We start from the raw sequence: 18,802 nt of genomic DNA, 5'->3' as shown, positions 1-18,802 counted from the left end.
GATGGTGGCAAACTAACTCAACTATTGATATTTGTCGAGATTGTAAGCCAATTTATCCGCGATCGCTGTTACCCAGTTTTCATCCTGTTTTGTATAGCTGCGGGGAATATTTGCTCCTAAAACCATGACTCCTTTTTCGCCCAGAGGTTGCACGATTACGCCCTGAGTATTTTCAGGTAAATAATCAAACTCGACACGCCCCGGGTAAAGCTCTAATTTCACCAAATATATGGGCTTTTGGGTTTTCATCACCCGTTCCGCGATCGCGCCAATATTAACTTGTTTGCTTTTGCCTAAAATGCCTCTGCGAAGAATAGTCTGGCGATCGTAATAAACAGCTACTACTTTCGTAACCGTATTCGTGAGTAATATATGTGTTGCCCAAGCGAGTTCTGTTTTAACTACTTCTGGCAGATTTTCATCAATTTCCAAGCCTTCTGATCCCACCAAAGTGACGGCTTCGGGTGGTTTGGGTTGCACTTGCTGCCATAGCAACCCAATCAAAATTAACACAGCACTTAATAAAACCCCCAAAGCGTCAGCCCGTGACTGACTCGTGGTGAGATTTGCCGTCACCATTCGATTAGCCAATAGTGCTAAGCCGCCCACTATCCCCACCACAAGGGGCAAATATCGAATCATCATTTTTAAAACCAATAAGATCAGAGGTGATGCTGTGCATCACCTCTGATCTTATTGGTTTTAAAACATTTCTTGCCATGAAAAACTGATGTCAGGAAAGGCAAGCATAAAAAATTTATCATCCTGTTCATAACGCTGCATTTTCTTATATCCCTTTGCCGCAGGTTGCGAATATCCAAAAATCACCTGCTCATTGACATCGAATAACCACATTTCAGGAATCCCCGCCGCCGCATACAGGGGCATCTTAACTTCGCGATCATAGGCGATCGTGCTATCTGCAACCTCAATGATTAATAAAATATCCGCACGTGTGGGTAAAGCCTCCGCGTAAAAATCATCCCGCCGCTTCAAGATCGCTAAATCGGGTTGTAGTTCTGATTTATCCTCTAGCCGAATCGGATTTTGTGACCAAATTTGAACTTTGCCTAACAACCGACTAAAAAACAGTTCATTTAATCGAGTTACGCAAACTGCGTGTTTTCTGCCAATTGGTGACATTTCTGTAATTTCTCCATTGATTAACTCCAAGCGATCGCCTTGCCCAAAAACACCAGCTTCGTGCATCAGATGATATTGCTGCGTGGTGAATTTGTGGGTAAGCAGTTGACCTGTCATAAAATCAATCTTCCTGACGATAGATAAAACTACTTATAGCATTAGGACATTATTTAGAGCCAAGCCTCCGAAGGCGTTGATTCATATGACGGAGGGCGGGAAGGACTTTTACGGCGGCGTTGCCCATGTTTTGCTTAGGACATAAACCCCAAAAAGCGAGTTGCGGCGCGAAGCGCCGCAACTCGCTTTTTGGGGTTTGGTTTGTACTGGCTATCTCTTGCTTTGCTATGTATGCAACGTCACGTCCATAGGATTGAGAGTTTAATTAAGCACAAACTGAATCAATCGTTTTAAAACGCTTTGCGCTGAAACTCAAACCCAGAAAAAATTTAAAGGTGTTGCTTTGCAACACCTTTAAATTTTTTCTGGTGGTTCGTTTGAACGATAATTGCTTTAAGAAGCAACGTAGTGCGATCAATTGCTACAAATGACAGAAATAATTAGAAATTCAACTAACAAATCGATTAAAAACTTAGGTGAGCAAGGATTGCTGAAAATATTTCGGCAATATTGCAGTGAAGTGGTGGGGGATGATGCTGCGCCGATGGGGATAACATTGCCAGAACATCAGATGGTCGTTACGGCTGATATGTTAGTTGATGGCGTGCATTTTAGCGATCGCACCACCAGCCCCGAAGATGTTGGTTGGCGGGCGGCGGCGGTAAACTTGTCCGACTTAGCCGCAATGGGAGCCAAGCCTTGGGGCTTAGTGATGGCGGTGGGATTGTCATCTGATACAGAAGTTGCATGGATTGAAGGCGTATATCGGGGATTTAGTGAATGTTTGAAAACCTATGGCACAGAATTAGTCGGTGGTGATACGGTGCGATCGCCAATTCGCACTTTATCGGTAACCGCCTTTGGGCAGGTTCCTCACAATAAGCTCATCCAAAGGCATACAGCCCAAGTTGGTGACGCGATCGCCGTGACGGGATTTCATGGACTCTCCAAAGCAGGATTAGAACTTCTCTTAAATGAGCAACTTCAAAAGAAGTTATTAGCTTCCTTAAAAATTGGACATAGCATTCTCTCAGGAGATGCGCTAACCAAAGCAATTTGTCGCTATCATCAACGCCCCACTCCCCGATTTGATGCGATCTCCACTTTACATAAGCTTCTTAAACAGCAAAATTATTTAAAAGATTTCCCGATCGCAGGGATGGATAGCAGTGATGGTCTTGCTGATGCGATCGCCCAAATTTGTCGAGCCAGCAAGGTCGGCGCAAAAATATTTTGGGGATCACTGCCAATTCACGGAGCCGTAAGAACTTTGGCAGGCGATCAGGCTTTAGATTGGGTTTTGTATGGTGGTGAGGATTTTGAATTGGTTTTATGTATGCCGATGGATTTAGCCGAGTCCTTTGTGCATCAATTGCCTAATGCAGCAATTATTGGCGAAATAATCGCAGGTAATCAAATTGACGGGCTAGAAATGCGATCGGCATTTCAGCATTTTTCTTGAAAATTAGGCGTGCGCGGCGAAGTCGCGCACGCCTAATTTTCAAGAAAAATGCTGCCTATTCTTTGGGCGGGAAGGGTTTAATACCAATTCACGAAAGTGTGCAAACACTTTTGTGAATTGGTATTAAACCCAGCAAAAATTTCAAAAACCCAAAATGGCAGAGCCATTTTGGGTTTTTGAAATTTTTGCTTTTTTGGAGAAATAAGTAAATTTACTTATGAGGTACGCTAATCTATATGTAGTTTTGTGAATTTGCTCATTCCGCATTTTTTTAGCATATTTCCTGATGACGACTTTAGAATTCCTTAATCCTTCCGCACTTACCTCCCGCCCCAATCAACCTCTCCGCATTACTGCCTTTGGTGACAGCTTAATTTATGGCTACGGTGATCCTCTTAATGGTGGATGGGTCGAGTCATTGCGACGGCATTGGATGGGAGCAGACTCAGGACATATTCTCTATAACTTAGGCGTAAGGGGAGACACAGCCGCACAGGTCAACCAGCGACTAGAGCAAGAATTTTTGCTGCGGGGCGAACTCCGCAACAAATTACCCGACTTAATTATTTTGTCGGTTGGAGTCAATGATTCGCCAAGGGTCGGTAAACAGACTGGCAAAAATATCACCGATCGCGATCGCTTCAGTTTAGAAATCGCCAACTTACTAGATAAAGCCCAAAGTCTTTGCCCTGTCTTATTTATTGGCATGGTTCCTGTAAATGAAGCCAAGATGCCCTTTTTAAAATGCTTACATTTCAACCATGAAGATCAGTTCCGTTACAAAAATGTGACGAAGCTGGCTTGCCAAGTTCGCGACATTCCCTATCTAGACGTATTCGAGCTATGGCAAGAACGGGGAGAAGATTGGATAGGCGATCGCCTCTGTGAAGATGGCTTACATCCAAATACCGAAGGCTATCGTGCGCTCTATCAAGATATCTATAACTGGCAACCCCTTAAACAATTGGAATATGTAAGGTTTTAAAAGTAAAGAAATGACGTAGCCATTTCTTCATTTTTAAAACCTTATATCAACTCACGAAAGTGTCGCCACACTTCTGGATGAGTGGTGGTGCTTTTCACCACCACTCATCTTCTGGTTTTGTGTACCAAGAAAAATGTCAACATCTATAAAAAGCACCCCCCATAATACCGAGACTAAAAATAGCGTAGCCATTTTTAGTCTCGGTATTACGGGGGTTGAAAAGTTGTATATTGGCTACAGTGACCCTTTTATCGATCCAAAATTTAAAAAACCTTGATTGCAACTCCCATTAAACCAACGACAAGACGACCTGTATTTCCTTTCACCGCCGTGATCGGACAGGAAGAGATGAAGCTCGCCCTGTTGCTCAACGTCATCGATCCTAAAATCGGTGGAGTCATGGTAATGGGCGATCGCGGTACGGGCAAATCTACCACCGTTCGCGCCCTAGCCGACCTCCTACCCGAAATTGAAGTTGTTGCCGACGATCCCTTTAGCAGCCATCCCACCGATGGCGATCTGCAAAGCGAAGAAGTCCGCCAACGCATTGCCAATGGGGAGAAACTACCCGTGACCACCAAGCAAGTCATCATGGTGGACTTGCCCCTCGGTGCAACTGAAGACCGCGTTTGCGGCACAATCGACATCGAAAAAGCTTTATCCGAAGGCGTAAAAGCCTTTGAAGTCGGACTACTAGCCAAGGCAAATCGCGGCATTCTCTATATTGATGAAGTTAACCTTCTCGATGATCACCTCGTCGATGTGTTGTTAGACTCCGCAGCCTCGGGATGGAATACCGTTGAGCGTGAAGGGATCTCGATCCGCCACCCTGCGCGTTTTGTCCTCGTTGGCTCAGGCAACCCCGAAGAAGGCGAATTGCGTCCCCAGTTGCTCGATCGCTTTGGAATGTATGCCGAAATTAAGACCGCACGCGATCCCGAACTGCGTCTACAAATTGTCGAAAATCGCACCACCTTTGATAACAATCCCCATGGATTTCTATCTGAAAAGTCTGAGCAACAGGCGGAAAAGCAAGCTCAAATCGTGGGAGCGCAGACTATTCTCAATGATGTAAATATCGATCGCGATTTGCGTCTCAAAATTTCGACTGTGTGTGCTGACCTCAACATTGATGGTTTGCGTGGTGACATTGTAACTACTCGGGCAGCCAAGGCGTATGCCGCTTCGGAAGGACGAAAGGATGTAGAAGTAGATGACATCAAAGCTGTAATTGGTCTTTGCTTACGTCACCGTCTCCGCAAAGATCCTCTAGAATCCATTGATTCAGGTTATAAAGTTATCAAAACCTTCAATCAAGTATTTGGAATCGAAGAAGAATAGAAGTATCAAATAGAACCCATAGAACTAAAAAAGATTGAAGCAATGCTTCAATCTTTTTTAGTTGTGAATTAAAAATAAAACCCAGTAAGGGTTTTTATAGCAGCCCCTCTGGTTGAGACACGCAACCTAAGAAGCGAGTTGCGGCGCGAAGTGCCGCAACTCGCTTCTTAGGTTTAAAACTTACTTTGCTATAGGACATGCTGTAGGTAACTTGTACCAAGGAACATGGGGATATTCGTGATGCTCCCAGTGATAATGACCGAAGTTGTAACAACTCAAAAATGACCATAACACCATATAGCGATCGCTATGCAAGCGGGGAGAGAAGTTTAAATTGTTATCAACTAGGCGATGGGGAAGATATGTCCCAAAGAAAAATAGCTGTAGCGAACTGAGGACGAGGGGTAAAAGCCAGAAGAGGATTAGATTTATGAGAGAAACCTTGAAACCAAGCATCAAGATTGCAAGAATCACGATCATGCTGGTAATAAAAGTAAGTAGCGATCGCAAGGGAAAATATTCGCCCATAAATTTGCAATACCAATGGATGGGATTGGCAACATCACCATGAAAATCAGGATCGCCGCTTTGAGAAGGATAGCGATGATGATTAATATGATTTATAAAACAGCGATCGTAGGGCAGAAATCCATAGATACCTAGCATCAAGCGTCCAACTATCTTGTTTAAGCGCAAGTTCTGGGGAATTAAGTTGCCATGCATGGATTCATGGGCAAGAATAAATAGCCCAGTGTGCAGATATGTGCGGATTAAAATAGAACAAATTAGCCATATCCAAGAACTATTGGGTACAAAAATCTGAAAAGAGCCAACTAGACTTGCAATCCATAAACTGGCTATAACCAAGGTTATAATCGCGCCCATCCAATGATCAGTTTTAAGCGTAAGCGCCTTTTTTTGAACGCTAAGCATTTGCATTTCTCAAGAAGCAATTAATGAACTACAAGAAATCCTTAAAAAGTGTTGCAAAGCAGCACTTTTTAAGGATTTCTTAGTTTGAAGCGCAAAGCGCGGTAATTTTTTAACGAATCAAGTTCAATAACTCTTTGGGAGAAGCGAGTAAATCGATCGCTACGAAGAAAATCTTATTGCTAGGATCAAGCAAAAAGCGCCAAGAGATATTCATACCTACACCAGAGCCGAACCAAGGTGTTTGGACTTTTCCAGTGATTTTAATTTGGGTGTAGCCACCATCTGCGGGTTCAGAAATGCCTCTTTCGGGAACAAGCACAAGATTTTGACATTCTTCTGTAAAGAAGCGCATAATTGCTTCTTTACCAACGATTGGTCTTTGGAAGGGAGGTTGCAAAGCACCGTCGGGAAGGAATAGAGCGAGCAAAGCATCGAAATCATTGGCATTCAAGTTATCCATGTAAGACAATACGGTGGGATTGTCAATTCCTTCGATCTTAACTTGAGTGCGCTTTGATAGTTCTTTAGGAGGCAATACTGGCTCAGTAATGCGTGTAACTCCATCCATCTTATTAGGGTCATAACCCATATCCACAACTGAGTTGCGAAGGATTGTGATTTGTTGACCAGGCTCTAGACTAGTTAATGTGGCAAGAACCGCCGAAGCATTAGCTGAAAGCTTGTATCCTTCAGGAATAGGAGCAACAATTCCTTCTTCCATCCATTTGCCAAGTTGATACCAAAAACCTAGCTTGATATTTTGAGACCAAATAGCATAGGTGCGGCAGATAGGAGTATCAGCACGATTAGCTAGGTCACACATGACCTGAGTTTGTTGCTGAAAACTCATTTTCTTGATTTCTTCAAGAGTCAATTCGGCTAACTGCATACTTGCAGCTCCCGGAGCTGCGATCGTTACAGTTTTACCCATCTCAAGGTATGTAAACCAAATCCAAGCGAGTTGATCTTCGGTACTAAGTTGATTGAATCTTGCAGTGGTTGCGGGTACAACGTCAGCAGCCAAGGTATTAGGGAAAATATTTCTTGCAGTGGAAACGGTATATGTCATATGAGTTTTTTTAGGGGTTGACTGAAGGGATTTAAGTCCGTACAAGAGCATAAATTGTCTAAACAAATCTGGAACAAAGCTCTTAAAAACTCAATTCCAGCAGTTATAAGCGAATTAGCTATCGCATATAAGTAATTACAGAACTTGCAATCACTACATAGTTAGAATAATTAATTTAGAAAAGTCACAACAATAAGCTAATAATTAACTGAATAAATTAAGAAAGCTATTGTTATTTAGTGCATATTAATTTCTTTCACTATTATCTACTCATATGGTCATGACCGTTTAAAAACCTCTAAAGATAGAGATCCCCTAACAATCTATACAACGGATTAGAAGAGAGACAATCAAATAAGACGGATGCGGCGCAAAGCGCCGCATCCGTCTTATTTTGGGTTTAATGACGATAATTAGAGGAACTACATACGGGCAAGTGCTGATATTTTAGCGATTTTGTCGGAATTTAAGCCTTCTAACTCACTAATACTCAACCAGCCATCTTTGACCAACCCCGCAAACACAAACACTAGCATCGGTAATCGATAGTCATATTTCCCATCGACTTCATGACGCTTGGCGCTCAAAAAATCATGTAAATGCCACATATCGTCTATTTCTGCAAGAGAAATTGCCTTGTGTTTTACGGAGCCGATCAACTCGCTAATTTCTCGTTTATAGGCAATTTCAAAAGCTTTTTTCGCAATACCTTCCTCTGTTTCTGTCCATTCCGCGTTTGTTAACTGCATTATTAAAATTAAAAAAATATATTTATGTACTTATATTAACAATAGTAACTAAACTTTTGGTTGAAAGGATTATCACTAAGTTTCTTTATTTTCTGTAGGGTGTTTCTGAATAAGAAATGAAAATAATGGATGCAAAATCAGACATAATAAAAGCAATTTCTGATTTTAAATTTGGAGCGATCGCCGATGCCATCAGCCCCCTTGAAATATTTGCGCCTCGATATTCCAATTGATGTTTCACATAACATTATTTTGGAGGGATTAGATGCTTGGTTTGATTTAGAACTAATCTCAGAAATAGATTGGCAATGGCGCAATACTAATCGTTCAGTAAATCGGTTAAAGGTTGTCGCTATTCAGACTGATGACATTTTGGATGGGCTGAACCTATGGCTAGAGATGGGTTTAATTAATGATGATCAAGTCAGACTGATCGCCAAAACGCGCTTTGTGTCGGAGATTTCCGTAGAATCCCCAGAGTCAGCGACTCCACCTAAGAATTCACCAATTTCTAGATCCAATAGACCTGCCGCGAATTTATCAGGATCTCGTTTAACGCGATCGCCTCAAGCTCCACCGAAGCCAATTCCTCCCAAAACAATTCAACCACCGAGTAAAGTCGCGCAAACTGTGCGATCGCTAATTTCGGAATTCAGCACGATGTGGTTGCTGTTTTTGGGTGTGTTTCTGGTAGTCGTCTCATCGGGATTACTTGCCGCGAGTCAGTGGAATAATTTTGATGCACAGGGACAGTATTTACTGCTATTTGCCTACACTTTAGGGTTTTTTGGTGTTAGTTTTTGGACAAGCAAAAATGAGCGTTTGCGCCTGACCACTCGAGCTTTGCAGTTAGTGGCTTTGCTTCTAGTGCCTGCCAACTTTTGGGCGATCGATGGGTTAAGGGTATTAACTAATCCTGCGGGAATGGGGCTAGGATTAATCGCTGGTGGTTTACTCTCAGGGATTGCCATTTTTCTTTTGCAAACCTCTTTTCTCTTTCGCGAGGCACAGGAAATTAACGCAGATTCCCAAAAGCGTAAGCGCACAAGGCGACAGCTTAGCCAAATTTCGATCGCCACAATTCTGATTCTTTCTTGGTTGCATTTGGGATGGTTGATATCTCCCTACTATCCACTTATTGCGGTTTATTTGGGTATTGGCGCGATCGCGATTTCTACTTTTCTCAATCGCGATCAGGGCTTAAATACTGCCGATAGTTCCACATTTCCATTAGCCTTGATTACTGGCGCTTACAGCACGGTGTTATTAGTCAGCCGAGCGCTTTTATTTGCAAATGTTTCTATTTTTAAATTGGGGTTAGCCTTTGGGATCTGTGGCTGGGTATTGGTGCAAATTACGAATAAAACTGAGAGATTGGCTTCAGCTTCGCTCAGCAAAAGTGAATTGACGACTGGAGCCAATAGTCCCTCGGTATTATCATTTCAGAAAAATTTAGGGCAGATTTTATTAGGTTTGGGTTGGCTGGTATCGGTTTGGGATCAATATCCTTGGCAAGCTTTCACAGTAAGTTTATTAGTTCTATGGATCTTGTGCGATCGCCTATTCAAACATGAAGCTCCTCAGGATTTAACTTATTTATTCTTCTGGGGTTTGCAACTGCTTTGGCTAGGCAAAAGATTAATTCCCGAAGTATGGGGCGGACAGACTTTTAAGCAGTTACTTGCTCTATTTCAAACTAATTCGGAAATAACCTTATTAGGAGTCTTGCTGTTTCCCTATGTGATTTTATTTTTAGGGATTGCGGCAGCTTATCGCGATCGCCAAAAGCCGACTTTAGCCCTGCGTGGTGAATTATTAGCCCTAGGATTTGGCGTAACGCTCACTTGTTTGAGTTTCCCGAATTTATATACTCTGACCACAAATTTAACTCTGTCGGCAATTACTCTCTTAGTTGTCCAAGCAAGGCGATCGCCTACTAGCAAAGATCTGAGCAGTCTGGTCTATTGCGCTCATATTGTGAGTTTGATCGCCATGAGCTTAGGGATTTATTTGTTCACTGCCGTGAGTTCAATCTTTGTCTGGAGTGGATTTTTGCTAGGGATCATGTTGCTGGAATGGACTGCGGTTTTAGCGATCGGGAAGTTTACACTTCAAGCTGTTTCTCTGGGGGAGGGGCTTAGGGGTGATGGGGCTAGCCCTCCCCCCCAGTCTCTCCCCCAGAGGGAGAGGGGAGAAAATCCTCGCTCTCAATCTCTCTCCCAGAAGGAGAGAAAAGAAAATCCCCATTTGCAAGCATGGCGGGATAGTGCTTGGCATATTGGCGCAAGTTTGGCGGCGCTTAGTTACATTTTGTTATGGAATGCTGCCATTGAAGGACAACGATTGGGGCAACGTTTTGGAAGTAGTGAATTATTAATTAATAGTAGTTATTGGGGCGTAGCTTGGTTATCTGTGCCGCTATCCCTCACATTTTTGGGAACTTGGCGTGAATTTGCCGATCGCGATTTGGCGATTAAACTCAGCATTGCTGGACTAGCGATCGCCCAATTTCTGACATGGACGGATGATAGTTCCCGCTTGATTGGCTTAGGAGTTGCCTTTGCCCTCATGTTGGTGAATACTCGCCGTAATGAATCCCTTTTAACCACCTTTAACACCGTTGGCTATGGATTACTATTTATTGCGGCGATGCTATGGAGGTTCAAAGTTGGTGATGGTCAGATTGCTCAATTCACCTTTGGGATTACGGGTTTAATAGTTAGCGTTTTGCTGCTTTATGTTCTCAATCATTGGCTAAAATATCGCCGCGATCGCCATGTTGCCGATCTCAATTTACCCTTAAATCAATCCTACGCTCAAGCCTTTGATATCTGGGCGGCGTTCCTTTCCGCCGCATTGCTGATTCTGCAATCATTTCTAGCTATCAGTTTCTTTGCCTTTAACAGTAATAATCAATTAGACCAATTATTTACCAATCTCTTACCTAGCACAGTCTTAGTAACCCTTGGCTTAGGGTATCGCGTCTGGCAATCCACAACTCTATCGCCGCCTTTTTGGACAGAATGGGGCATTGCTTGGAGTATTGAACTACTCACTTCAGGAATAATCGCTGTCTTTAATGGTTCCGCCATTGAACTAGCGATCGCCAATTTAGCCCTTGGTTTCATCACCCAATTACTAGGTGACTGGTGGATGCAGCGCACAGGCGATGGTACAAATAGGGGCGAGTATCCGCGTAGTTGGGATATCGTTCCCTTAATTTATGGGGCGATGGGTTCTTTATTTAGAATCGGTAGCTTCAGTGGTTTAACAGGACTATTTTCCCTAAGCACATCTCTGATCGGCATTGGCATTGGGCGTAGAGCTTCCCAATCGAATCCTCTATTCAAGGCTCTAACCTATCTATCGATGGTGGTCGCCACCTTCTCCGCCTATGAGTTACTGTTCTATCAAATGGTAACCAGTTCTCAAGGTGGTAGCCTCGGTGATGGCTTAGTGATTTTAGCCGTGCTAGGTTGTGCGATCGCCTATGCTTACCAGATTTTTACCGATTGGATTGGGCAGTATTTACGCCTCTCTATTCGCGAAGTTAGTATTTCTGCTCATTTACATTGGACAGCCAGTGTAATTTTCCTATTGTCAGGTAGTTTCTGTAATCCTTCGTCAACGGGAGGAGCAATTGGTGGTAGTTTAGCGATCGCCTTAGCGGTTTATGCCATTACACAGGGCAGATCACCTCTTTACAAAGGTGGAACAGGGCAAGTCGCTCTGTCTAAAGGGGATTTAGGAGAATCCGATCTCTGGATTTATACAGGGCTTACTACTGCCATCGGTGCGATCGCCTATTTCCTCTTCTTTGCCTTCCCCAATCCTTGGCTAATTGGGAATGTGATCCAACCCTACGGGGCGGCGATCGCTTGTGTTATTTCTCTCCTGCTCTATCAGCCACCTTGGGAGGAGTGGGGCTGGGATGAGGAACCTTGGCATAATTTCGCTCTAGTCTTGCCTCTAGTTTTGGTATTTGTCACCCAGACCCAAGTTGCCGCCCCCTGTTTACTAATTGTGGGACTCTTCTATACGATCTATGCCAAGATACGGGAGCAAATTCGCTTTACTTATATCACCCTATTTCTCTGGGACTGGGCAATTCTGACTAATTTGCAAGTTCTAGACCTATCCAGCAGTCTCAGATTTTTAATTAATATTTGCGTTTTTGGTTTCTCTGGACTTTACTTTGCTCAAGTGGAACCAAATTTACAATCTGTACACACAAAGGCTTTGCGTCATACCCTTCGCAGTTTATTGAGTGGCGGTATGGGGCTAATCGCCTTTCTATATTCCTTTAGTGATCCTAGTGTTGCCTTCACGACTTGGATTTTAAGTTTTGCCTTTATCGTCACAGGACTTTCTTTCCGTATTCGGGCTTATCTGTTTATGGGAACCCTAACATTCATTTTGCTAGTCCTCACCCAAGCCGTGATTTTAGTCACTCAATATTCATTCCTGATGTGGGCACTCGGTATCTTTGCGGGGATTGGCTTTATCTTAGTTGCTGCTAATTTTGAAGTGAGACGCGATCGCATTATGGCGTTATTTCGTGATGTAGCGATCGAGTTAGAAACTTGGGAATAGCAATGTGTACTCCCTTTTGTGATTTCAAAATGGCGCAACCCTTTAGGATTGCCATAGACTATAGAATGAAAAACGATATAAAAAACCTTAAAAAAATCTAACTGAATTTTCATCGCAATTATGATCAAATCTCATCCAGTTTCCCTACGAGAGCAGCAATATCCTCTCATCCATGATTTAGCTAATTGTATTGAGTCAGTATGGCAAAACAATTTAGATTTATCTCCCTATCAAGTTCCCGAAGATTTAGGCTATGTAGAAGGAGCTTTAGAAGGAGAGCGCCTCGTAATTGAAAATCATTGTTATAGCACTCCACAATTTCGGAAGCTGCATCTGGAGCTAGCGAGAGTAGGTAATGGGTTGGATATTTTACATTGCGTCATGTTCCCTAATCCTGAGTATGCGATTCCCATTTTTGGGGCGGACTTAGTGGGTGGTCGGGGCAGCATTAGTGCAGCGATTATTGATTTATCGCCTGTGCATCCTGAACGAGCTTTGCCTCCTAGTTATCACAAAGCTTTGTCAGCATTGCCACCTATTCATTTTGACCAAACTCGCGAGTTACCTGAATGGGGAGATATTTTCTCTGATTTTTGTTTGTTTGTGCGTCCAATTGGCGATCGCGAAGAGGCGGCATTTTTAGAAAGAGTTCGTGATTTTTTAACTTTACATTGTCAATTAGCAGTTAACACCACTCCCCTCACTTCCCCCTCAGAAATCGCCCAGATTTTGGCAGGTCAGCGCTATTACTGCGAGAAGCAGCAACAAAATGACAAAACTCGTCGTGTTCTCGAAAAGTCCTTCGGCGCAGAATGGACAGAACGTTATATGACGACGATGCTTTTTGATTACGCATCCTGAATAGGTAGCTACTGCCTTCCACCGAAGGATTAGTGATGCCGCGCGAAGGTCTGTACCACTAATCCTTCGGCTTTAATGTCTATTTTTTTAGAGTGGAATAGAGTAAGCATAATTACTTATTTCAACCTAAAAGATAAGTAGCATAAGCCATTTATCTTTTAGGTTGAAATAACTCAGACAAAGGACTTTATCTAACAATTTGTTACCAATCTTTATATATATTTATATGAAGAAATAAAGCTAAATGCAACGAAGACTTAACAATTAGCGATATAGGTATAATCGCTTACAAATATTGATAGATAAAGGTTTCCCTATATTCATCAGATCCAAACAGCTAACTTGATTGAGGATGTTTGTTTCTTTGCACAAAATCTGCACAAATTAGTTGTTTTAATCGCTTTATCCCCAAGCCACTAAGCACTAAGACCTAGATAGTTTTAGGATTTAGTTCTCTTGAAGTTAAATGAAATAGCTTTGGTAAATTGCTTATATCAATTCACAACAAGTAATTCACTTAGCTTTAGATTTAAAGACACTTGTAGCAAGTGCATATCTAGAGTTAGTAAATTAAGAGGCTCGGATAATTCCCAATTTATAACATTTTTAAAAAAGGAGATTCTTTAGAATGCTAGATGCTTTTACTAAAGTAGTTGCTCAAGCTGATACTCGTGGAGCTTTTGTATCTGATTCCCAAATCGATGCATTGAAGCAATTGGTTTCTGATGGAACCAAGCGTTTGGACGTAGTTAACCGCATCACAGCTAACTCTTCTGCAATCGTTACCAATGCAGCTCGTGATTTGTTTGAAGATCAACCTCAATTGATCGCTCCTGGTGGAAATGCATACACCCATCGTCGTATCGCTGCTTGTATGCGCGACATGGACATCATCCTCCGCTATGTAACCTACGCTGTATTTTCTGGCGATGCTAGCGTTTTGGAAGATCGTTGCCTCAATGGCTTGCGTGAAACCTACAGCGCTCTAGGCGTTCCTGGTGGTTCCGTAGCAGTAGGTATCGAAAAGATGAAAGCCGCAGCGATCGCGATCGCTAATGATCCTAATGGCGTAACCCGTGGCGACTGTAGCGCTTTGATGTCAGAAGTAGCTGGCTACTTTGACAAAGCAGCAGCATCAGTCGGCTAATCATTAATTTTTAGAATTAATTTTTAGAATTAATTTTTTAAAATTAATCTTTTGCAATATTTTCTCTTTCCATTTTTTCTTTTCACAACATCTCAACATAAATTTTTAGAGGTACATTAAATATGAAAACTCCTTTAACAGAAGCAGTTTCTACCGCAGATTCCCAAGGGCGCTATCTTGGTGTTCCAGAAATGCAAGCTGCCTTTGGTCGTTTACGCACAGCGGCTGCAAGCCTTGATGCTGCTAAAGGAATCAGCGCTAAAGCCTCCAGCTTGGCTGAAGGTGCTGCTAACGCTGTTTATCAAAAGTATCCCTACACCACTCAACAGTCTGGCAACAACTTTGCATCTACCCCTCGTGGTAAAGCAAAGTGCGTTCGTGACATCGGCTACTACATCCGTATGGTTACCTACTGTCTAATCGCTGGTAGCACAGGTCCTATGGATGACTACCTCGTAAGTGGTCTAGCCGAAATCAACCGTGCTTTCGATCTTTCTCCTAGCTGGTATGTTGAAGCTTTGAAGTACATCAAAGCTAATCATGGTTTGGGCGGAGATGCAGCTTTGGAAGCTAACTCCTACATCGACTATGCTATCAACGCATTGAGCTAAGATTTTTCTGGATTTTTGGCATCATTTAGATGTGGTGTGGGCTTTGCTCACGCCACATCTAAATACAAAATAATAAGTTCAGAATATAGAATCAAGAAAAACCCGAAGACGGTAAGTAAGCCCTACGGGGATTGCTTACCGTTTTCTATATAGATAAAAGTGATGATATGCCTTGCTAAGCAAGGCATATCATCACTCTAAATTCTTTAAGCGTCAGATTTTTTTTAATTTTTTAAAACTTTTTTAAGGAGCTTTAGTATGACAAGTTCTACTTCTGCTATTCGTCTAGGTTTTGAGCCTTTTGTTAATGCTTCTCCTATAGAGTTAAAGGCAAATTGGACTGGAGCAGATGTTATAGCCGTAATTGCTGCTGCTAATCGCCAAGTTTTTGGCAATTCCCATCTAATGGCATCCGAGCGCTTAGTTGGTGCTGAGTCTCTGCTTGCTAGTGGCAATATCACCGTACGAGATTTTGTTCGCGCATTAGCTCAGTCAAACTTGTATCGAGCAAAGTTTTTTTCCTCTGTTCCAAATACTCGTTTTATTGAATTGAACTTTAAACATCTTTTGGGACGCGCTCCCAATGATGAAGCGGAGATCTCAGAGCATTTAAATCGCTACGTTGAAGAAGGCTACGAAGCGGAAATCAATTCTTACATTGATTCAGCCGAATATCAAGATAATTTTGGCGAGTCGATTGTTCCTTATTACCGAGGTTTCGCATACCAAAGCGGTCAGAGAACCGTAGGGTTCACTCGCATGTTTCAGCTTTATCGTGGATATGCAAACAGCGATAACGTTCAAGGCAAAAACAAATCGACTTGGCTGGCTGACGATCTAGCACGTAATAATGCTGCCCCTATTCGCACCGCTACCTTTGGACAAGGTTTAGCAGGTAACACTTGTGACTCTCGCGGACAACTCTATCGCGTGAGTGCTGTGCAGTCGAATAACGGACGCACCACCCAAATCCGTCGCAGCGTCCGTGAATATTTGGTTACTTACGACCAACTTTCACCGACTTTGCAAAGATTAAACAAGCGCGGTAGTCGCATTACCCAAATCACTCTTGCATAGTGTGTTCATCTAAGGTTTTATTAAAGATATTGATTTGTCTATTTGGATAGTTAAATGAAGTAGTCCAGCGACAGGCTCAGTATTCCTAAGCTTGATGCTTGATTACTTCACAAAATACTACTTTTTCTAGATAAACCAATATTTTTAATAAGACTTTGGCTGTGATCCAATTTCAATTTGCTTAAATACAAAAGGAGAATAAATCGTGGCAATTACAAATGCTGCCTCCCGTTTGGGAACTGTTGCTTATAGTGAAAACAATGTCACTGAATTACGTCCAAATTGGACTCCAGAAAATGCGAAGGCTGTAATTAATGCAGTCTATCGTCATGTATTGGGCAATGATTACATCATGCAATCTGAGCGCCTTGTTGGGCTTGAATCTTTGCTGACCAATGGACAAATTAATGTACGTGATTTCGTCCGTGCAGTCGCAAAATCAGAACTATACAAGACTAAGTTTCTCTATTCTAATTTCCACACTCGTGTAATTGAGTTAAACTTCAAGCATCTTTTGGGACGCGCTCCTTATAGCGAAGCTGAAGTAATCGAGCATCTCGATCGCTACCAAACTGAAGGCTATGATGCTGACATTGATTCTTATATTGATTCAGCAGAATATGAAGCCAACTTTGGTGATTCCACGGTTCCTTTCTACCGTGATTTCAAAGTAAATACTGGTAGCCAAACCGTAGGCTTTACTAGAATGTTCCGCCTCTATCGTGGTTATGCTAATAGCGATCGCTCACAGCTAGAAGGCAGCAGCTCCAGACTAGCTACTGAGCTTGCTCAAAATACTGTTTCTACAATTGTTGGCGCTTCTGGCAGCAACGAAGGATTTGCCTATCGTCCTGCTAAGGGTACGATGACCACCCGTGCGTTTGGTCGTTCTTCTGTAGGATCGGGCGATCGCCTTTACAGAATTGAAGTTGCTGCTGTTTCCTTACCCCAATATCCTAAGGTTCGTCGTAGCAACCGCGAATACATCGTTTCCTACGCAGAATTGTCTAACACCTTGCAACGCATCAATAAAATGGGTGGCAAAGTTGCTAGCGTAACTATTGCTCAATAATTTTAGAAGCACTCTTAGCTATTTGGTCTTAGCTATTTGGTGTTTCTAAGTTAGATGTGGCACGAACACTGTCTGTGTCACATCTAACCCAAAATTAACTCTATTAAATTATTTAGAACTTGTTTATATGATTCCTCCCTCTTCTACAGACAACCGTTTCTTCCTCTACGAAGTATCTGGTCTCAATATCTACGAGCAACCATACAACAGCAACTACACCTTAAATGCGTGTGACAATGTTTTCATTAAAGTTCCCTACAACCGTATGAACGAAAAGATGCGTAGCATCACTCGTCTCGGTGGCAAAATTGTGAATATTCGCCCATTGCAAGCTAACGAAGAATAGTCTTACAGTCAGTGAAAACAAATAAGGAATTGCTTCACTGCGTGAAGCAATTCCTTATTTGTTTATATAGCAAGTTAGCCAGTACAAAAAACCAAAACCCCAAAAGCGAGTTGCAGCGCTTCGGGCCGCAACTCGCTTTTGGGGTTTTATGTCCTTAGCAAGACTTACATTGCTATAGGAATCTGAATACTAAAGTTAGTACCTTTTCCTACTACCGACGTGCAGGTTAATTTACCTTGATGTTTTTCAGTCACTATTTGATAACTGATCGCCATGCCCATTCCTGTTCCCTTGCCAACGGGTTTAGTCGTAAAAAATGGATTAAATATTTTTTGTTGAATTTCTTCAGGAATCCCCCCTCCATTATCTATAATTGCAATCTCAACATAGCGATCGCTAATTAACTTAGTTTGAATCCGAATAAAGGGCGAAACATAGTCATTAGCAGTTTGAGCATTTGCCTGTAATTGTGATTCCTCCAACGCATCGATCGCATTAGCCAGAATATTTACAAAGACTTGATTTAGCTGTCCGGGATAGCAACTTATTAAGGGTAAATCCCCATATTGCTTAATAATTTGAATATCGGGAGCATTAGCATTAAATCGGAGGCGATGGTCGAGAATTAGCAATGTATCATCGAGTCCCTGATGGATATCTACCCTTTTAAACTCCACCTCGTCCATATGCGAAAAATTTCTTAGGGAAAGGACAATCTCGCGAATGCGCTTTGTGCCTACTTCCATTGATTTAATTATTTTAGGCAAATCATCTTGAATAAAATTTAAATCAATCTCTTCAGCGAGACTTCGCATGTCTTTAGTCATGACAGGGCAACATTGCTCCATTGACTTGACAAATTTCAATAAATCTCTCGTGTAATCTCCTAAATAATTTAGATTTCCATGAATAAAATTCACAGGATTATTAATTTCATGGGCAATTCCAGCAATTAGTTGTCCTAGAGAAGACATTTTCTCAGCTTGAATTAGATGTACCTGTGTATTTTGAAGATCAATTAAAGCCTTTTCTAGTTCTAAGTTAGCCTTAGTCAATTCTAAAGTCCGTTCAGAAACCTGTCCCTCAACTGTGGTGAGCAGAACCCGCAATTGATGATTAGCTTGCAAAAGCTCCTCAGAGCTTAGTTCCAATGAACGCTCAATCATTTTGTGATCATCATCATACTGACAATAAGCCTCATCAATGGCATCCAGAAAACCTTGCCATTCCGAAGGAATAGAATCAAGATTGCCAAAGTGTTTTTTGATTTGACGCTGGAGTAAGCGGTGCATTGGT

Annotated in this window: 16 protein-coding genes; 10 read left to right on the top strand and 6 right to left on the bottom strand. The window is 42.2% G+C overall.

Annotated features, from left to right (window positions below; all coding sequences use genetic code 11):
* Positions 1 to 21: 21 nt before the first annotated feature.
* Positions 22 to 642 (bottom strand): cofactor assembly of complex C subunit B, encoded by a 621-nt coding sequence (locus tag H6F42_RS05815; RefSeq protein ID WP_190398475.1) that lies wholly within the window; start codon positions 640 to 642, stop codon positions 22 to 24.
* 60 nt (positions 643 to 702) lie between these two features.
* Positions 703 to 1,260: a Uma2 family endonuclease gene (locus H6F42_RS05810; protein ID WP_190398416.1), complete on the bottom strand. Its 558-nt coding sequence runs from the start codon at positions 1,258 to 1,260 to the stop codon at positions 703 to 705.
* Positions 1,261 to 1,687: 427 nt separating this feature from the next.
* On the opposite strand from H6F42_RS05810, the gene thiL reads away from it, so the two are divergent.
* The 3 genes from thiL (at position 1,688) to bchI (ending at position 5,048) form a co-directional block, all read left to right on the top strand.
* Positions 1,688 to 2,722 carry a thiamine-phosphate kinase gene (thiL, locus tag H6F42_RS05805; protein ID WP_190398415.1) on the top strand — a complete coding sequence of 345 codons (1,035 nt, stop codon included), beginning with the start codon at positions 1,688 to 1,690 and terminating at the stop codon, positions 2,720 to 2,722.
* Positions 2,723 to 3,008: 286 nt separating this feature from the next.
* Positions 3,009 to 3,707: a GDSL-type esterase/lipase family protein gene (locus H6F42_RS05800; protein ID WP_190398414.1), complete on the top strand. Its 699-nt coding sequence runs from the start codon at positions 3,009 to 3,011 to the stop codon at positions 3,705 to 3,707.
* Between the two features lie 273 nt (positions 3,708 to 3,980).
* Positions 3,981 to 5,048, top strand: coding sequence for a magnesium chelatase ATPase subunit I (gene bchI, locus H6F42_RS05795; RefSeq protein WP_190398413.1), 1,068 nt, complete (start codon positions 3,981 to 3,983; stop codon positions 5,046 to 5,048).
* Positions 5,049 to 5,228: 180 nt separating this feature from the next.
* On the opposite strand, the gene H6F42_RS05790 is transcribed toward bchI, so the two are convergent.
* The 3 genes from H6F42_RS05790 to H6F42_RS05780 all read right to left on the bottom strand — a co-directional run bounded on the left by H6F42_RS05790 (position 5,229) and on the right by H6F42_RS05780 (position 7,799).
* Positions 5,229 to 5,981 (bottom strand): fatty acid desaturase, encoded by a 753-nt coding sequence (locus H6F42_RS05790; RefSeq protein WP_190398412.1) that lies wholly within the window; start codon positions 5,979 to 5,981, stop codon positions 5,229 to 5,231.
* A gap of 109 nt (positions 5,982 to 6,090) precedes the next feature.
* Entirely contained in the window at positions 6,091 to 7,050 is a 960-nt protein-coding gene (locus H6F42_RS05785) for an orange carotenoid-binding protein (protein ID WP_190398411.1), read from the bottom strand.
* 422 nt (positions 7,051 to 7,472) lie between these two features.
* Positions 7,473 to 7,799 carry a hypothetical protein gene (locus H6F42_RS05780; protein ID WP_190398410.1) on the bottom strand — a complete coding sequence of 109 codons (327 nt, stop codon included), beginning with the start codon at positions 7,797 to 7,799 and terminating at the stop codon, positions 7,473 to 7,475.
* 186 nt (positions 7,800 to 7,985) lie between these two features.
* Between H6F42_RS05780 and H6F42_RS05775 the strand changes: the two genes are divergently transcribed.
* The 7 genes from H6F42_RS05775 to H6F42_RS05745 all read left to right on the top strand — a co-directional run bounded on the left by H6F42_RS05775 (position 7,986) and on the right by H6F42_RS05745 (position 17,506).
* Positions 7,986 to 12,392 (top strand): hypothetical protein, encoded by a 4,407-nt coding sequence (locus H6F42_RS05775; RefSeq protein ID WP_190398409.1) that lies wholly within the window; start codon positions 7,986 to 7,988, stop codon positions 12,390 to 12,392.
* 120 nt (positions 12,393 to 12,512) lie between these two features.
* Entirely contained in the window at positions 12,513 to 13,253 is a 741-nt protein-coding gene (locus H6F42_RS05770; RefSeq protein WP_190398408.1) for a phycocyanobilin:ferredoxin oxidoreductase, read from the top strand.
* 628 nt (positions 13,254 to 13,881) lie between these two features.
* A complete protein-coding gene (locus H6F42_RS05765; protein WP_190398407.1) occupies positions 13,882 to 14,400 on the top strand; it encodes a phycocyanin subunit beta in 519 nt (172 codons plus the stop codon).
* Between the two features lie 122 nt (positions 14,401 to 14,522).
* Entirely contained in the window at positions 14,523 to 15,011 is a 489-nt protein-coding gene (gene cpcA / locus H6F42_RS05760; RefSeq protein WP_190398406.1) for a phycocyanin subunit alpha, read from the top strand.
* Positions 15,012 to 15,269: 258 nt separating this feature from the next.
* Positions 15,270 to 16,088 (top strand): phycobilisome linker polypeptide, encoded by an 819-nt coding sequence (locus H6F42_RS05755; RefSeq protein ID WP_190398405.1) that lies wholly within the window; start codon positions 15,270 to 15,272, stop codon positions 16,086 to 16,088.
* Positions 16,089 to 16,293: 205 nt separating this feature from the next.
* Positions 16,294 to 17,160: a phycobilisome rod-core linker polypeptide gene (locus H6F42_RS05750; protein WP_190398404.1), complete on the top strand. Its 867-nt coding sequence runs from the start codon at positions 16,294 to 16,296 to the stop codon at positions 17,158 to 17,160.
* A 127-nt stretch (positions 17,161 to 17,287) separates the two neighbouring features.
* A complete protein-coding gene (locus H6F42_RS05745; protein WP_190398403.1) occupies positions 17,288 to 17,506 on the top strand; it encodes a phycobilisome linker polypeptide in 219 nt (72 codons plus the stop codon).
* Positions 17,507 to 17,670: 164 nt separating this feature from the next.
* On the opposite strand, the gene H6F42_RS05740 is transcribed toward H6F42_RS05745, so the two are convergent.
* Positions 17,671 to 18,798 carry an ATP-binding protein gene (locus tag H6F42_RS05740; protein ID WP_190398402.1) on the bottom strand — a complete coding sequence of 376 codons (1,128 nt, stop codon included), beginning with the start codon at positions 18,796 to 18,798 and terminating at the stop codon, positions 17,671 to 17,673.
* Positions 18,799 to 18,802: the final 4 nt, after the last annotated feature.

The sequence above is a fragment of the Pseudanabaena sp. FACHB-1998 genome, assembly GCF_014696355.1.
In the GTDB taxonomy this organism is placed as follows: Bacteria; Cyanobacteriota; Cyanobacteriia; order Pseudanabaenales; family Pseudanabaenaceae; genus Pseudanabaena.
Note: the sequence above shows the minus strand (reverse complement) of the source record. Positions and strands in the feature narration are given on the sequence as shown.

What these genes read in the sequence shown, in the direction of transcription:
- H6F42_RS05810 (WP_190398416.1), bottom strand. Translation starts at nt 1,260, where the DNA reads ATGACAGGTCAACTGCTTACCCACAAATTCACCACGCAGCAATATCAT.
- H6F42_RS05775 (WP_190398409.1), top strand. Translation starts at nt 7,986, where the DNA reads ATGCCATCAGCCCCCTTGAAATATTTGCGCCTCGATATTCCAATTGAT.
- H6F42_RS05765 (WP_190398407.1), top strand. Translation starts at nt 13,882, where the DNA reads ATGCTAGATGCTTTTACTAAAGTAGTTGCTCAAGCTGATACTCGTGGA.
- H6F42_RS05755 (WP_190398405.1), top strand. Translation starts at nt 15,270, where the DNA reads ATGACAAGTTCTACTTCTGCTATTCGTCTAGGTTTTGAGCCTTTTGTT.
- H6F42_RS05790 (WP_190398412.1), bottom strand. Translation starts at nt 5,981, where the DNA reads ATGCTTAGCGTTCAAAAAAAGGCGCTTACGCTTAAAACTGATCATTGG.
- thiL (WP_190398415.1), top strand. Translation starts at nt 1,688, where the DNA reads ATGACAGAAATAATTAGAAATTCAACTAACAAATCGATTAAAAACTTA.
- H6F42_RS05785 (WP_190398411.1), bottom strand. Translation starts at nt 7,050, where the DNA reads ATGACATATACCGTTTCCACTGCAAGAAATATTTTCCCTAATACCTTG.
- H6F42_RS05770 (WP_190398408.1), top strand. Translation starts at nt 12,513, where the DNA reads ATGATCAAATCTCATCCAGTTTCCCTACGAGAGCAGCAATATCCTCTC.
- H6F42_RS05800 (WP_190398414.1), top strand. Translation starts at nt 3,009, where the DNA reads ATGACGACTTTAGAATTCCTTAATCCTTCCGCACTTACCTCCCGCCCC.
- H6F42_RS05745 (WP_190398403.1), top strand. Translation starts at nt 17,288, where the DNA reads ATGATTCCTCCCTCTTCTACAGACAACCGTTTCTTCCTCTACGAAGTA.
- H6F42_RS05815 (WP_190398475.1), bottom strand. Translation starts at nt 642, where the DNA reads ATGATTCGATATTTGCCCCTTGTGGTGGGGATAGTGGGCGGCTTAGCA.
- H6F42_RS05780 (WP_190398410.1), bottom strand. Translation starts at nt 7,799, where the DNA reads ATGCAGTTAACAAACGCGGAATGGACAGAAACAGAGGAAGGTATTGCG.
- cpcA (WP_190398406.1), top strand. Translation starts at nt 14,523, where the DNA reads ATGAAAACTCCTTTAACAGAAGCAGTTTCTACCGCAGATTCCCAAGGG.
- H6F42_RS05740 (WP_190398402.1), bottom strand. Translation starts at nt 18,798, where the DNA reads ATGCACCGCTTACTCCAGCGTCAAATCAAAAAACACTTTGGCAATCTT.